This window comes from Mesorhizobium sp. M0136 (assembly GCF_040322515.1).
Taxonomy (GTDB): Bacteria; Pseudomonadota; Alphaproteobacteria; order Rhizobiales; family Rhizobiaceae; genus Mesorhizobium.
The window spans coordinates 176125-189673 of record NZ_JAMYTP010000010.1 but is presented as its reverse complement, the minus strand read 5'-3'; the positions used below and the strand labels follow the sequence as shown (position 1 = coordinate 189673).

At 61.8% G+C, this 13549-nt stretch carries 14 protein-coding genes; 4 read left to right on the top strand and 10 right to left on the bottom strand.

The genetic code is table 11. The features are described from left to right. Positions 1–96: 96 nt before the first annotated feature. The 3 genes from NKJ35_RS14870 to NKJ35_RS14860 form a co-directional block, all read right to left on the bottom strand. The gene (locus tag NKJ35_RS14870) at positions 97–399 is read right to left on the bottom strand and encodes a hypothetical protein (protein WP_352647955.1); all 303 of its coding nucleotides are present in this window, start codon (positions 397–399) and stop codon (positions 97–99) included. Between the two features lie 469 nt (positions 400–868). Beyond that, positions 869–2269 carry a phospholipase D family protein gene (locus NKJ35_RS14865; RefSeq protein WP_352647953.1) on the bottom strand — a complete coding sequence of 467 codons (1401 nt, stop codon included), beginning with the start codon at positions 2267–2269 and terminating at the stop codon, positions 869–871. A gap of 63 nt (positions 2270–2332) precedes the next feature. Beyond that, entirely contained in the window at positions 2333–3148 is an 816-nt protein-coding gene (locus NKJ35_RS14860; RefSeq protein ID WP_302893445.1) for an endonuclease/exonuclease/phosphatase family protein, read from the bottom strand. Positions 3149–3329: 181 nt separating this feature from the next. Between NKJ35_RS14860 and NKJ35_RS14855 the strand changes: the two genes are divergently transcribed. Further along, on the top strand, positions 3330–3740 hold the full coding sequence (locus NKJ35_RS14855) for a DUF427 domain-containing protein (protein ID WP_352507047.1): 411 nt from the start codon (positions 3330–3332) through the stop codon (positions 3738–3740). A gap of 31 nt (positions 3741–3771) precedes the next feature. On the opposite strand, the gene NKJ35_RS14850 is transcribed toward NKJ35_RS14855, so the two are convergent. The 4 genes from NKJ35_RS14850 to ku form a co-directional block, all read right to left on the bottom strand. After that, a complete protein-coding gene (locus NKJ35_RS14850) occupies positions 3772–4188 on the bottom strand; it encodes an HD domain-containing protein (RefSeq protein WP_352647951.1) in 417 nt (138 codons plus the stop codon). Between the two features lie 130 nt (positions 4189–4318). Beyond that, positions 4319–4690 carry an avidin/streptavidin family protein gene (locus tag NKJ35_RS14845; protein WP_352647950.1) on the bottom strand — a complete coding sequence of 124 codons (372 nt, stop codon included), beginning with the start codon at positions 4688–4690 and terminating at the stop codon, positions 4319–4321. A 75-nt stretch (positions 4691–4765) separates the two neighbouring features. Next, the gene (locus tag NKJ35_RS14840; protein WP_352647949.1) at positions 4766–6166 is read right to left on the bottom strand and encodes a PAS domain-containing HWE histidine kinase family protein; all 1401 of its coding nucleotides are present in this window, start codon (positions 6164–6166) and stop codon (positions 4766–4768) included. Positions 6167–6259: 93 nt separating this feature from the next. After that, positions 6260–7093, bottom strand: a complete 834-nt coding sequence (gene ku, locus NKJ35_RS14835; protein WP_352647948.1) for a non-homologous end joining protein Ku — start codon at positions 7091–7093, stop codon at positions 6260–6262. Positions 7094–7218: 125 nt separating this feature from the next. On the opposite strand from ku, the gene NKJ35_RS14830 reads away from it, so the two are divergent. Next, a complete protein-coding gene (locus tag NKJ35_RS14830; protein WP_352647946.1) occupies positions 7219–7683 on the top strand; it encodes an NUDIX hydrolase in 465 nt (154 codons plus the stop codon). Positions 7684–7725: 42 nt separating this feature from the next. Here the strand turns inward: NKJ35_RS14830 and NKJ35_RS14825 are convergent, their stop codons facing one another. Further along, positions 7726–8343 carry an alpha-ketoglutarate-dependent dioxygenase AlkB gene (locus tag NKJ35_RS14825; protein WP_352647944.1) on the bottom strand — a complete coding sequence of 206 codons (618 nt, stop codon included), beginning with the start codon at positions 8341–8343 and terminating at the stop codon, positions 7726–7728. 128 nt (positions 8344–8471) lie between these two features. Between NKJ35_RS14825 and NKJ35_RS14820 the strand changes: the two genes are divergently transcribed. Continuing rightward, on the top strand, positions 8472–8687 hold the full coding sequence (locus NKJ35_RS14820) for a KTSC domain-containing protein (RefSeq protein WP_352476940.1): 216 nt from the start codon (positions 8472–8474) through the stop codon (positions 8685–8687). Positions 8688–8817: 130 nt separating this feature from the next. After that, positions 8818–9900, top strand: coding sequence for a sensor histidine kinase (locus tag NKJ35_RS14815; protein ID WP_352647943.1), 1083 nt, complete (start codon positions 8818–8820; stop codon positions 9898–9900). Positions 9901–9934: 34 nt separating this feature from the next. On the opposite strand, the gene NKJ35_RS14810 is transcribed toward NKJ35_RS14815, so the two are convergent. Further along, positions 9935–11116: an acetate/propionate family kinase gene (locus tag NKJ35_RS14810; RefSeq protein ID WP_352477097.1), complete on the bottom strand. Its 1182-nt coding sequence runs from the start codon at positions 11114–11116 to the stop codon at positions 9935–9937. After that, a complete protein-coding gene (locus tag NKJ35_RS14805; RefSeq protein ID WP_352647941.1) occupies positions 11116–13527 on the bottom strand; it encodes a phosphoketolase family protein in 2412 nt (803 codons plus the stop codon). The genes NKJ35_RS14810 and NKJ35_RS14805 overlap by 1 nt, the downstream gene beginning before the upstream one ends. Positions 13528–13549: the final 22 nt, after the last annotated feature.

Sequence of the window (13549 nt, the reverse complement as noted above, 5' to 3'; positions counted from 1 at the left end):
GAAGTCTGAGCCACGGCAACCCGCTGTACGAACCCGCTGAAAATGCCCAGGAGATTGCGGCGTCCTCAGTGGCGCATTTGTTCGGCCCGCCCTGAATCACAGATTGTTCTGCAGTGTCGCCCGACCGCTGGCTCCAGCCGTCCTATTCATGTCGCTGCCCTTGCCATTGAGTTGCCTGGCCTCGTCCTCGGCTGCGTCTTCGAGCTTGGCGACGAGCAGATCCTTGAGGTCGCCAACCTCTTCCTCGATGTCTTCGATGGGTACCCCGGCGTTGGCCGCCTCTTGCTTGCATTCCCTGGCGAGGATTTCCGCCTCCTTTTCAAGCCTGATCGGAGGCGGCGGCACATGAACGTTTTCGTGAATCCAGTCCTGCAAGAATTCTATCGCATTAGCACTCATGGTGCTCACCTGTAGCGGCAAACTGTAGTGTCATTAACGTACGTGCTGCAAAATGGATGCTTGGCAACGCCGAATTTCAAACAGCGATACTTAACGATAGCGTGATCGCCAAAGAGCTAGAGCTTTGCAGTAAAGGGAAATCATTTGGCGTCGCAGAATGCCGCTAACCAGACATTTGGGGCGGGGGTGTAATTTGCAGGTATCCCTAAGACGCGTTGCGCCGTCGCGCCGGTGTTGCGCGGTTCGGGTCGCCTGACGGCCGAACATCGTCACCTGCGGCAGATCGTGTCGGCCGCTCAGCGACACGGTCGGCGCGCATTTTGCGTTTATGCGCCATCCAGAACGGCAAGAGCTCAGCAAGAAAACTGTATAGCGTGGTCTTCATCGGCATGCTCCGGACAACGGTTACAACTCGTGATCCCCGAGTTCCGTTCCGACAAAGAATTCCGTTCCGACGAATCCGTCACTTCTACAATTGCGATTCGATCGGCAGGCACCCAACCAGTGCTGCAATGATGCGCCGATAGAGACTGGCCTCCGGTTCATGCGAATATTGCCGCATCTCGCCATCCGCCAAGCCGAGCCACCGCAAGGCTCCTTTGTCCAGGATCAGCTGGTAGCTCGTCTGCGGTGACTTTTCGCGCTCGAACAGCCGGCGCAACTCCATTACCAGATTGATATCGTGGAAAAGCACGCCCATTTCCGCATTCAACGACACCGAACGCGGATCGAAATTGAAGGAACCGACAAACCCCAGCGTGTCGTCGACCGTAAAGGCCTTGGTATGCAGGCTGGCTCCCTTTGAGCCGAAAACGGAGATGTTGGCCTGGCGGTCGAAGGGCTGCAATTCGAAAAGCTGGATACCTTTTTTAAGCAGCTTGCGGCGGTATTTGGCATAGGCGCCGTGCACGGCGGCGACGTCCGTCGCGGCGAGCGAGTTGGTCAGGATTGCAACCTCGGCGCCACGGTCCACCAGCTTCGACAGGATGGCCAACCCGGTGCGGCTGGGGATGAAATAGGGCGAGACAATTTCGAGGCGCTGCCTGGTCGCCGCGATAGCGGGAAGCAGCTCCTTTGTCAGCCAGTTCCTGCGCCTCTTGCCGCGCACCTTTTCCGGCGGATCGGAAATGACGCGAACGCCTTTCGTCCAGCAGACGTCGCTGTGCGCTACAATGAACTCCGTGATGGTGCGCCAGGCACGGAGGCTGTTCAAAAGCTGGCCGTCCGCGGTCGCATCGAGATTGTCTAGGAAATCGGCGCGCGAGCCCGCTGCAGCCGGGTTGAGCAGTTCGATCGGCTTTGCCGCCTCGCAACTCCAGAACGCCTCGAAGATCTGCATCGTCTGCCCTACGGCGGGACCGAGAAGCAACAGGTCGAGATCGCGAAAATTCGTCTCCGCAGCGTCGAAATAGGCATCGCCGATGTTCCTTCCGCCGACGATGGCCAGGCTCCCGTCGGCGATCCAGGCCTTGTTGTGCATGCGGCGGGTCATCGCAAACAGCCGGGCGACCATCTCCAGCGAGCGAAAGATGCTGCCGTTCCTCATGCCGCTGGGGTTGAACAGCCTCAGCTCGATGTTCTTGTAGCTGTTGAGCGCCAGGTAAGCGGCGTCGCTGTTGCGCGGATTTATATCGTCCAGCAGCAGGCGGACGCGGACACCGCGCTCCGCCGCCTTGACGACCTCCTGCATCAGCAGCCGGCCGCTATGGTCGTCGTGCCAGAGATAGTACATCAGGTCGAGGCTGCTTGTGGCACTGCGCGCAGCAAGGATTCGCGCGGCAAACGCGTCATAATTGTCGGCGATCAGCAGCAACCCGCTATTGCCGGCCGCGATCTTGTCCCGGGCAAACCGCGAAATGGCTGTATCCATCAAGTGCACCGGCAAACATCAGCGAAGCAAACGGTCTGAAATCTGACTAACAACCCTTCAGCTTCATTCTGGTTGCAGTCGCGGCTGCCGTATCGCGTCCAGGTTCAGCCGGGCCTTGATCGGCAGATGATCGGAAGCGCGCTGCGCCAGCGGCGTCTTGTGCACCTCGATGCTGGAAATCAGGTGGGGCGGCCTGGCCAGAATGCGGTCGAGCGCAAACAGTGGAAAGCGCGACGGAAAGCTCGGCAGAACCGCATCGATCGGACCGAAATGCGGCAGCAGGGCCAGCAGCGAAGACCTGTTGCGGACGCGCCATTCGTTGAGGTCGCCAAGCAGGATTGTTGGCCGCAGAACCGGGTGTGTGGCTTCGACCAGCGCGTTGGCCTGCTGCGACCGCGACCGCCGCAGCAGGCCAAAATGTGCGGCTATGATCCTGAGCGAGACGCCCTTCAGCTCCAGATCCGCGATGACCGCACCGCGCGGCTCAAGGCCGGGCAGCCGGATCTGGTTCACGCTTTCGACCACGCCGCGGCGCGCCAGGATCAGATTTCCGTGCCAGCCATGGCTGCGGCGGTTTTCCGGGACATGTGTGGGGACGAGGTCGCTATCCCGCTCGAGCGCTGCGAGATCGAGCAAACCCTGCCTGCTTCCGGTTCTTTCGTCGGCCTCCTGCAAAGCAATGATATCGGCGTCGAGTTCCTTGACCACGGCCGCGACCCGCTCCGGATCGAACCTGCCGTCGGTGCCGACGCATTTATGCACATTGTAGGAGGCAACCGTGGTGCACGAAATTTCATTGCCGGGCGCCGTAAACCGCGGCACTTCCCTTCGCAGCGCAGCGCCAAGCGACCTTGGAAGGGTAGGCGATCGATCCAGCATGTGATCCATTTGCTGTTGAGTCGGCGAGTGGCGGCCATTGCGATTATGGCGCGTGCGGAGGTCTGAAACAACGACGACCTTGTAAAACCGTTCCACCGCCGGCGTCGGCGCGCCCGCGGTCTGGAACCCTGACGGGCAACAACACGTTTCGGGAGGGCAGCGCAGTCTACGGAGAAGTCGAATGCAGCCCTTAGCCGCAAATTCCGCCCCCCGCTCAGGCCCGCTCAGGATTGTCCCGTTCGATGGAACCGTAACCGTTCGGTTCTCCGACGCCATTATTGCGTCGAGCGCGCGGGCAAAGCTGCTCTACGAAGACGGTCATGATCCTGTCTTCTACATACCCTTCGAGGACATCTATTTCGACCTTCTGGAGAAGACAAACACAACGAGCCACAGCCCGCTGAAGGGCACGGCAAGTTATTGGCGTGTTCATGCGGTCGGCTCGTCGGCAGAAGACTTCATGTGGGCCTACGAGACGCCCGACACCCCGGCACTGGCGATCGCCCGCCACGGCGCGTTCGATCCCGGCCGGGCGCGGATTGAGGCCGATCCCGCGGAGGACAAGCGGCATACGCCGCACGTCACCGAATAGACCCACATCGGCGACAGCCGGCAGCTTTCCGTCAGCTCGCGAACTCTTCTCTGAGAATGCGCAGGCCGGCTTCGTATTTCTCTGTCGAGGCACCGATCTGCCGTGCCTGCCATAGATTGTCGGCGAGATCGGCGCGTTTGACCGGCAACGCCAGCGGGTTGGCCGCAGCCCTGCGAACGAACACGGAATCGTCCTCGTTCGGCCGCCGCGTCAGTGCGTCGACGGCCGATACGATGGACGGCCCGAACCCGGCCGCCTCAAGCCGGTCGCGATTCCAGCCGTCGCCTTTTTCGATGACGTCGTGAAGATAGGCGATGGCTTTCTGGTCGAGCGTTTCGACGGCATCGACGACCCGGCGGCAATGTTCGATATAAGGCCGCCCTGTCTTGTCCGTCTGCCCGGCATGAGCCTGTTCGGCGATTTTCGCTGCGCGATAAAGCACGCTCATTGGGTCGATCCCGTAACGAACAGCGCATGTCCTGGCGCACCAACGCGCCATTGTCAGTGCGAGTTCCTACGCGCCGCGGGACCCTGCTGCCTCGCTTGCGAGCTGAATGCCGCGGTGGCGGGCGCGATAATCAGGAGACGCGTTCAAAACTGTCGAGGCTGGTTCCAAAGGCACGCCAGGCGGGGAGTTTCCTGGCTCGGGCCGGCGCCCCTTCCTTTTCCGCCGACAAAGCGGCATCCGCAACGGTGTGCCATAGCATCTCCAGCTTCCCCTCCCTGAGGATGCCGGTATAGCTCACCGCTGCGGCTCCGACACGCCCTTCGGCCGCGCAGGTGAATCCGATGACATCTCCATGGCAGGCTCCGAACAGCGGCACCGTCGTGCCGAAGAAGGCGCTGTCCTCCAGCGCCGTCCTGAAGGTTCCGCTGGTCCGTCCGCCCTCTTCGCTGGTCAGTTCGACGACCGACCCGTACTGGTTCCGCCAGGTGCCCAGCCAACTCATCGCTACTCCTCCTGATTGCTGCCATAGCGATTGCGTTGCCACACGGCCTCCAAGCCGCGGCCGAGATAGCGGCTTTCAATCAGCCGCAATGCCAGCCATCGACATCTGAACGAAGCGCAGCGGCGCTTCCAGCGTCCAGGTGATGCCGTGCCTCTCAAATTCCAGGCGGCCGGTGCCGCTGAGCGCCTGCGGGGTGACGCGTTTGAGCACGACCGTTCCGAAACCGCGTCGCGTGTTTTCATCGACCAATGGTCCGTCCAGTTCCCGCCAGACAAGGCGGAAGCCGTCGCTGCCGTCGGCGGCTGGCGTCACGGTCCATTCGACCTCGACCCGCCCGTCAAGGCGCGACAGCGCTCCGTGCTTTACCGAATTGGTGGCCAGCTCGTGAAAGGCAATGCCGAGATATTGCACCGCATTCGGCTGCAGCATGATCATCGGTCCGCTCATCGACAGCCTGGCCTGTGTCGCGAAGGCTTTGGTCTGGGCATGGATCAATTCGCCGATAGTCGCGCCACGCCATTCGGCATCGACCAGCAGATCGTGTGATTCCGAAAGTGCCATGATGCGTTCCCGGACCTGGGAAAGGAAAGCCTCTGGCGTACCCGCCAGCTTGCTGGTCTCGCGGATCATCGAGACGATCACCGAATACTGGTTTTTAACGCGATGGTTGACTTCCCGCATGAGTGTGCGGATACGCCGTTCGCTGTCCTTGTGCGGGCTGATGTCGCGCGCGATCTTGGAAGCGCCGACGATACGCCCAATGCCGTCGCGTATCGGCGAGATGGTGAGCGAAACCGGAACCAGGGTGCCGTCCTTGCGCTGCCGGATAGTCTCATATGAAGGAATCCGTTCGCCGGCGCGAATGCGGCTGATGATCATGGCTTCCTCATCCAGGTGGTCGGGCGGGATGAGCATCGTCACCGGGCGACCGATCGCCTCCGCGGGCGTGTAGCCGAACAGGCGTTGTGCCGCGTCGTTCCAGCTGGTGATAATGCCGTTCAGGTCTTTCGACACGATGGCGTCCATCGAGGATTCGACGATGGCAGCGAGCCTTATGCTGGCGTCGTCAGCCAGCGCCTGGGTGCGCAGGTCGAGCAAGGTGTTAATGGCGCCGACGACCTCGCCGTTCGCATCGCGAAGCAGGACCGGATGCGCGCTGAACGGGATGAACTGGCCGTCCGGCCGCTCGGCGATCGCCCGGCCCCCAGGAACGTCCCGCTCCTCCAGCAAGGCAACGGCCATCGGACATTCGTCGTGCGCCATCGGCCGCCCGTCGAGGTGGCGAAGCTTCCATGATCCGCACCAGCGGTCCTGGCCGATAACCGGGCGATATCCCCAGAGATCGGCAGCGGCTTCATTGAAGAACGAGATGTAGCCTTGTCTGTCGGTGGTGTAGACAGCCACAGGCAACGCCTGCATCAGATCGGCGGAGGAAACTTGCGGGATTCCGCCAGTCTTTAGTTCAACGACGTCCACCAGTCCCCCGCTCCGCTTGGCTTGCCGACGGATTGCTACGTCATCTAAATGCGCGCGAGCGTTTTCGGTTCCGTTCGATCCGCTTTCGGACATTCAGGCTGATCTGCGTTTCGCGGCCATTCCCGGACCTTTGTTAGGAGCCTTGCCGCCTTCCTGCGCCAGGCTTCTGCGCAGAATATCGGCGAGGTTGACGACATTCGTCCTCGGCGCAGGTGCCGGCTTGGGCGGTTTCTTGCCCTTGCGCTTGGCTTCGATCATCGCAACCAGCGCCTGTTCATAAGTGTCTTCGAACTTCGACGGGTCGAATTTGGCGGGCTTCTTGTCGATCAGCAATTGCGCGATTTCCAGCATCTCGGGATCGACCTTGCGAGCCTTCAGTCCTTCGAACACCGCGTCGGTTGCGACCACTTCATTGTGGTTGCGTAATTCCGTCATCACCATGCCCTTGCCCAGCGGCTGGATCAGCACCTCTCGGCCTCGCTGGTACAGCACGACGCAGGAGCGGGCTGCCACTTTCTTCCTGGCCATGGCGTCCCGGATCACCGCGAAGGCCTCAGTGGAGGGCGCGTCGGCCGGGACCAGATAATAGGGCTTTTCGAGGTAGCGTGCGTCGATTTCGGCGGTGGGCACAAACTCGCCGATCTCGAGCGTGTGCTGCGATACCATCTTTAGTTTCTTGATTTCGTCCGGCTCTATGCGGATGAATTCGCCCTTCTCGACCTCATAGCCCTTTACCTGGTCGGCAGCCTCCACCGTATCGCCGGTCTCCTCGTCGATATAAGCGCTCTTGACCGGGAGACCGTCCTTGCGGTTCAGGATCCTGAAATGCACTTTCTCGGCCTCGCTGACGGCGCCGATGATCTTGACGCCACAGGAAACCGATCCGACTTTCATAAAGCCCTTCCAGGCAGCTCGCGGCGTCGCCATGTCAATCACTCATTTGCCGAACGGACGGAACGGCTGCGAGCCGAAATCGTTCCGCCGTGGCAGGCTGGTCCATACGCCGGCCCGGACGAGAACATTCGGTTCATTTTCGTCAGGGGAATAGCGGAATGGCCAAACGCAGCGCAGGGTTGCTCATTTATCGCCAAAGCCGAGGTTCACTTCAGGTGCTGCTGGTGCATCCCGGCGGCCCATTCTGGGCGAAGAAGGATGACGGCGCATGGTCGATCCCCAAGGGCCTGGTCGACGAGAACGAAGACGAACTGGCGGCGGCAAAACGCGAAGCCGAAGAGGAGCTCGGGGTCGCCATCGATGGAGTTTTCGAACACCTTGGCAGCTACCGGCAGCCGGGCGGCAAGCTCGTCGTCGCATGGTGCGTCGAAGCGGATTTCGACAGCGACGCCATAAGCAGCAACACCTTCGTCATGGAATGGCCGCCAAGGTCCGGCTCGATGAAGGAATTTGCCGAAGTCGACAGAGCGGGCTGGTTCTCCCTGCCTGAAGCCAACCTCAAGATACTGAAAGGCCAGCGCGCCATGCTGGCGGATTTGGCCGGTCGGCATGGCGACCCATGAAATCGTATCGGCTCAGTACTTCAGGGCGGCGCCTGGCTTGCCTTACAGCGCTATCCCAAGCGAATTTTGAGCGCGCAGCGTGCGTAATGTGATCGAATAGCGGTGCTCGGCGACCGGCGGAATGCTGTGCTCCCATTCGTTGCGCGCAGCACCCGTCATCAAATAGGCTGATCTTGGCTCGACGGTGACCGTCTTGCGATCCCATCGCGTGCCGTTTTTCCGGCGCAGGCGGAAGCTGCAGGCGGCCAGCAGCGAAACGCCGGCGACCACTTCGAAATGAGGCTTGTCGCGATGCCAGCCGATACCGGCGCCCGGCCGGTACTCGTTGATCAGCACCTGCACGAACGTTTCGGCCGGCAGGCGGGCAAAGGCTGCAACTTTGTCCCTGAGCGGCAGCAGAAAGCCAGGTATCGGCGGTGCTTCGACGACTTCGCGCCGGTCGTAGTCGTAACGCAGCCCGAAGCCGACCACCCGCCGGTTTGCCAGATGGCCGTGAAAGTCGAAGGGCTGAAAAGGCAGGCCGTCGAGCTGGCTTGCCAACGCTGCTTCCTCGTCCGGCGTGATCAGTTCGGGCCGGTAGCGGAATCCTTTCGGCAGGTCGTCGGTGGCGGCAAAGAGATCGCCCTGACGGGCTGCAGCCGATGTCTTGAGCGGTGGCATCAACTGTACTTGGTGAAGCCGGCCCGTAGCGGCAAGGCTGCTTCGGCAGCAAGGAACCTCGCTCTCCGTGCAGGGTTATTCACACGATGGCGTGGATTGGAGCACTGCCGAGCATTGGAGCTGTCGAGATGCCTTCAACTGCGATCAGAAACATCGACTACCAGCCGGCGACGAGGGTACTCTCGGTGTGGTTCGTCCCGAGCGGAAACCGCTATGATTACGAGGACGTTCCGCCGCAGGTCCACGCCGCGTTCCGCAAGGCTTCGTCGAAGGGCCGGTTCTTCAACGAACATATTCGCGACCGGTATAAATACCATCTGGTCGAGCAGAGCCATTCGAGCTGAGTCTTCCGACGCTTCTCAACCATGATCTCGGCTCTCCGCCATTCGTAGCCGCGCGGCAATGAGCGGACTTCGCAGTTGGTGAGCGACCTGATATTGATCATGGTTTCACCGGAAACATCGAAAGCCTGGAATGCCCGCCGAAGTCGAAAAAACCGAGCAGCTCCAGCAATTGCTCGATACCCCGCATCTGGCGGGCGTGCTGGATAGCGAACAATTCAAGAGATTTCTCGACCAGCTGCCGATCGCGATCGCAATTTCCGATCTCAGCGGCGACGAACGTGTCGTCTATGTCAATTCCGAGTTCCAGAAATTGTCAGGCGTATCCGTCGCCGAGCTCGAGCGCTGGAACTGGGCCGCACTGAGCGGAGAAGGCTTGAGCGAATACAAGGACCGGCCGCTGGCCCGGGCCATCGTCGAGGATATCGATCGTGCGGGAACATTCAGGATACAACGTGCTGCCGCAGCGCCAGCCATCGTCGATGTCTATTCGAACCTGATCGAGGACGAGCGCGGGCGACGGTCCTTTCGACTGGTCGCCCTTGTCGACGTTACCGCGCACAAGGCAAGCGACAGCGAGGCCATCGAACAACGCATTCGGGAAAAGGACATGCTGCTGCGCGAGTTGCAGCATCGGATGAAGAACAATCTCCAGATGATCACGGCTCTCATCAGATTGGAGGCCCGCAGTGCGGCGTCACCCGATCAGAAACGCTTCGAGCGCCTCGCCGGCCGCGTCGATGCGCTCGCAATTCTCTACCAGACGCTGTCGGTCGACGAACGGAAGGCCGAAGTGGACCTTGGCGTCTATCTCAGCCAGATCGCTTCCGCCGTGATGACGTCGCACGCCATGCAGGGCATCCGGCTGGACATGAAGGTCGATACCTATCCCGTGTCCATCAACGTGGCGATGCCAACGGGTCTGGTGGTCAATGAGCTTTTGACGAACGCGCTGAAACACGCCTTTCTGGGTCGCGAAGGCGGGACGATCACGCTGCGCAGCGTCGTCGACGGAGACGGTTTTCGCATCGTAGTCGCCGATGACGGCATCGGCCTGCCCGAAGGCGAGACCTGGCCGAAACCCGGCAAGCTCGGCGCGTTGATCGCTCAATCGCTGATTGAAAATGCCAAAGCCCGGTTCGAGGTGGATTGTGCCCCCGGCAAAGGAACGCGGGTGACCATCGTGTTCAACAGATCGGCCGCCGTCGCGACGTAGCCGGCCGAGCAAGCGCCATTCAAGGCCATCCGCATCAGCCAGGCCCGTCGATCACCTTGCGCGTGTGGCGGGCGATTACACCTTCTTCGTCGGTTGCGATGACGCGGACTTCGACCTTGCTGTCCGCCTGGCTTATGAGCGCTTCATGGGAGCTGTTGTCGGCTTCGTCGATCGCCACGCCGAGCCAGCCAAGCCTGCCGCAAATCGCTTTGCGGGCCGCGGCAGAGTGCTCGCCGATGCCGCCGGTGAAGACCAGGCATTCCAGCCCGCCCAGCGTATTGGCGAGGGCGGCAACTTCCCTGGCGGCGCGGAAGGCGAAAAGCTCCACCGCTTCGCGCGCCCGGCGGTCATCGCTGGCCTCCAGCGTGCGCATGTCGCCGGAAATGCCGGACACGCCGAGCAGGCCGGATTCCTCGTAGAGCATGTCTTGCAGCGCCTCTCCCGAAACGCCTCTTTCCAGCAGGAGGTACAAAAGCACGCCCGGATCGATGGCGCCGCAGCGTGTGCCCATGACCAGGCCGTCAAGCGCCGAAAAGCCCATCGTCGTATCGACGCTTCTCCCGTCGCGCATGGCGCACAGGCTCGCCCCGTTGCCGAGATGGGCGACGATGGTTCTTTTCGCCGCCAGATCGGGCGATATCTGCTTGAGCCGGCCCGCGACATATTCGTAGGAAAGCCCGTGAAAGCCGTAGCGGTGGATGCCGTCTGCCTCATAGCGGCGCGGCAGCGCAAAACGGCTGACCAGAGGCTCGATGGTCCTATGGAAGGCCGTGTCGAAGCATCCGACCTGCGGCAGGTCGGGCCGCAGCGCGGCAAGCGCCCGGATTGGTGCGAGGCTGCGCGGCTGGTGCAGTGGCGCAAGCGGCGTCAGCCTGTCGAGAGCCTCGATAACTGTCGGCGTCAGGCGGACAGGTTCGACGAACTCGCGTCCGCCATGGACGATGCGATGGCCGGCGGCGATCAGTTTCCTTCCGCCAAGTTCGTTCTCGATCCATTGCAGCATCTGGCCGAGGCCCATGTCGGGCGATGCGTCCGCGGCAAGTGGCCGATCGCACTGCAGCTCGCCATCGGCGGCTTTTGCGGTCAGCCTTGGCGCATCGCCCAGATCCAGCGAACCGCGCGACGCAAGATCCAGCTCGGCGGATGCTGCAAGGTCGTAAAGTCCGAACTTGATGCTCGACGAGCCGGCATTCAACGCAAGGATCGATCGTAGCATCAATCGCCGGCCCTTGTCGCGCCGTCCTGTGGCCAGGACCATTTCTGGATCTCGGGCATGTCCTCGCCATGTTCGCGGACATAGGCCTTGTGCTCAGCTAATTTCTCATGCAGCGCCGCGGCAAGCTCCTTCGCCCGCTCGGCCAGCCCCGGCACACGCGCGATCGCGGCGAGCGCCAGATGATAGCGGTCGAGCTGGTTAAGCACGACCATATCGAACGGCGTCGTCGTCGTGCCTTCCTCGCGAAAGCCATGCACATGCATGTTGTCGTGGTTGGCGCGCCGATAGGTCAGACGGTGAATGAGATAGGGGTAGCCGTGATAGGCGAAGATGACCGGCTTGGCCTTGGTGAACAGCGCGTCGAATCTGTCGTCGGCAAAGCCATGCGGATGTTCGGAATTCGACTGCAAAATCATCAGGTCGACGACATTGACGAGGCGGATCTTCAGGTCCGGAACGCCCGAGCGCAGGATGTCGGCTGCGGCAAGCGTCTCCAGCGTCGGCACGTCGCCGGCGCAAGCCAGGACCACATCCGGATCTTCGCCCTTGGCAACCGTCCCGGCCCATTCCCAGATGCCCGCGCCGGCCTTGCAGTGCGCTTCCGCGTCCTCGGCGGACAGCCATTGCGGCGCCAGCTGCTTGCCGGCGACGATGACGTTGATGCGGTTGTAGGTTTTCAGGCAATGGTCGGTGATCCACAGCAGCGTGTTTGCATCCGGCGGGAAATAGAGCCTTACCGTGTCGGCCTTCTTGTTGGCGACGAAATCGGCAAAGCCCGGATCCTGATGGCTGAAGCCGTTGTGATCTTGCCGCCAGACATGCGAGGTCAGCAGGTAGTTTAGCGAGGCGATCGGCTTGCGCCAGGCAAGTTCGCCGGAGGTCTTCAGCCATTTGGCGTGCTGGTTGACCATGGAATCGACGATGTGGACGAACGCCTCGTAGCACGAGAACAGGCCGTGGCGGCCGGTCAGCAGATAGCCCTCCAGCCAGCCTTGGCAAAGGTGCTCGCTGAGCACTTCCATGACGCGGCCGCCGCGGGAAAGATGAACGTCGTAAGGCTCGATCCGCTCCATCCAGACCCGGTCCGTAACCTCGAACACGTCGTCGAGGCGGTTCGAGGACGTCTCGTCGGGTCCCATCAGCCGGAAATTCCTGGCCTCGGCGTTCAAGCGGATCACGTCGCGAAGATAGCTCCCCACGGTCCGCGTTGCCTCCCCAACAGTGCCGCCCGGACGCGGTACGTCGAGCGCCAGGCCTTTCCAGTCGGGAAGCACGAGGTCTTGCTTCAGCAGGCCGCCATTGGCGTAGGGGATTGCGCCCATGCGTCTTGGCCCTGTGGGCGCCAGCGCCGCGAGCTCCGCCAGGAGATGCCCGCCTTCATCGAACAGCGTCTTCGGTTCGTAGCTGCGCATCCAGTCTTCGAGGATCTGGCGGTGCGCCGCATCGCCGCGTGCGTTCGACACCGGGACCTGGTGCGAGCGCCAGAAATCCTCGACTCGTCTGCCGTCGACCTCTTTCGGCCCGGTCCAGCCCTTTGGGCTGCGCAGCACGATCATCGGCCACAGCGGCCGCTCTCCCTTCCAGCCCGCGGCTCGTGCAGGCTCCTGGATGGAGTGGATCCGGTCGAGCACGGTATCGAGCGTGCGGGCCATCTCCCGATGCATCGGGGCAGGCTCGTGGCCTTCCACGAAAAAGGTTTCGTAGCCATAGCCGAGGAACAGGCTGCGCAACGCCTCGTCTTCCATACGGCCGAGGATCGTGGGGCTGGCGATCTTGTAGCCGTTGAGATGCAGGATCGGCAGGACGGCACCGTCGGATGCCGGGTTCAGGAACTTGTTGGAATGCCAGGCCGCGGCGAGCGGGCCGGTCTCGGCTTCGCCGTCGCCGACGACGCAGGCAACCACAAGGTTCGGATTGTCGAAGGCGGCGCCGAAGGCATGGACCAGCGCATAGCCGAGCTCTCCGCCTTCGTGGATCGAGCCGGGTGTCTCCGGGGCAGCGTGGCTCGGCACACCACCGGGGAACGAGAACTGCCGGAACAGCTTTCGCAGGCCGTCTTCATCCCTGCCGATCTCGGGATAAATTTCGCTGTAGGTGCCCTCGAGCCAGGTGTTCGCGACCATTGCCGGGCCGCCGTGACCCGGCCCGCAGATGAAAAGAACATCGAGACCACGTTCACGGATGATCCGGTTCAGATGCACATAGATGAAATTGAGGCCGGGCGTCGTGCCCCAATGGCCGAGCAGCCGTGGCTTGATGTGCTCGGGCCGCAAGGGCTCGCGCAAGAGCGGATTGTCGAGCAGATAGATCTGACCAACCGAGATGTAGTTCGCGGCGCGCCAGTAGCGGTCCATCAGATCCATCTGGTCAAGGCCGGTTGTTTGCGCAGTCGTGCGGGCCTCGTCGTTCATGGAATGCCTCCGGAATACCCTC

Bases quoted from the DNA above. Each gene is read 5' to 3' on its own strand.
- NKJ35_RS14870 (WP_352647955.1), bottom strand. From the start codon at position 399: ATGAGTGCTAATGCGATAGAATTCTTGCAGGACTGGATTCACGAAAAC.
- NKJ35_RS14865 (WP_352647953.1), bottom strand. From the start codon at position 2,269: ATGGATACAGCCATTTCGCGGTTTGCCCGGGACAAGATCGCGGCCGGC.
- NKJ35_RS14860 (WP_302893445.1), bottom strand. From the start codon at position 3,148: ATGCTGGATCGATCGCCTACCCTTCCAAGGTCGCTTGGCGCTGCGCTG.
- NKJ35_RS14855 (WP_352507047.1), top strand. From the start codon at position 3,330: ATGCAGCCCTTAGCCGCAAATTCCGCCCCCCGCTCAGGCCCGCTCAGG.
- NKJ35_RS14850 (WP_352647951.1), bottom strand. From the start codon at position 4,188: ATGAGCGTGCTTTATCGCGCAGCGAAAATCGCCGAACAGGCTCATGCC.
- NKJ35_RS14845 (WP_352647950.1), bottom strand. From the start codon at position 4,690: ATGAGTTGGCTGGGCACCTGGCGGAACCAGTACGGGTCGGTCGTCGAA.
- ku (WP_352647948.1), bottom strand. From the start codon at position 7,093: ATGGCGACGCCGCGAGCTGCCTGGAAGGGCTTTATGAAAGTCGGATCG.
- NKJ35_RS14830 (WP_352647946.1), top strand. From the start codon at position 7,219: ATGGCCAAACGCAGCGCAGGGTTGCTCATTTATCGCCAAAGCCGAGGT.
- NKJ35_RS14825 (WP_352647944.1), bottom strand. From the start codon at position 8,343: ATGCCACCGCTCAAGACATCGGCTGCAGCCCGTCAGGGCGATCTCTTT.
- NKJ35_RS14820 (WP_352476940.1), top strand. From the start codon at position 8,472: ATGCCTTCAACTGCGATCAGAAACATCGACTACCAGCCGGCGACGAGG.
- NKJ35_RS14815 (WP_352647943.1), top strand. From the start codon at position 8,818: ATGCCCGCCGAAGTCGAAAAAACCGAGCAGCTCCAGCAATTGCTCGAT.
- NKJ35_RS14810 (WP_352477097.1), bottom strand. From the start codon at position 11,116: ATGCTACGATCGATCCTTGCGTTGAATGCCGGCTCGTCGAGCATCAAG.
- NKJ35_RS14805 (WP_352647941.1), bottom strand. From the start codon at position 13,527: ATGAACGACGAGGCCCGCACGACTGCGCAAACAACCGGCCTTGACCAG.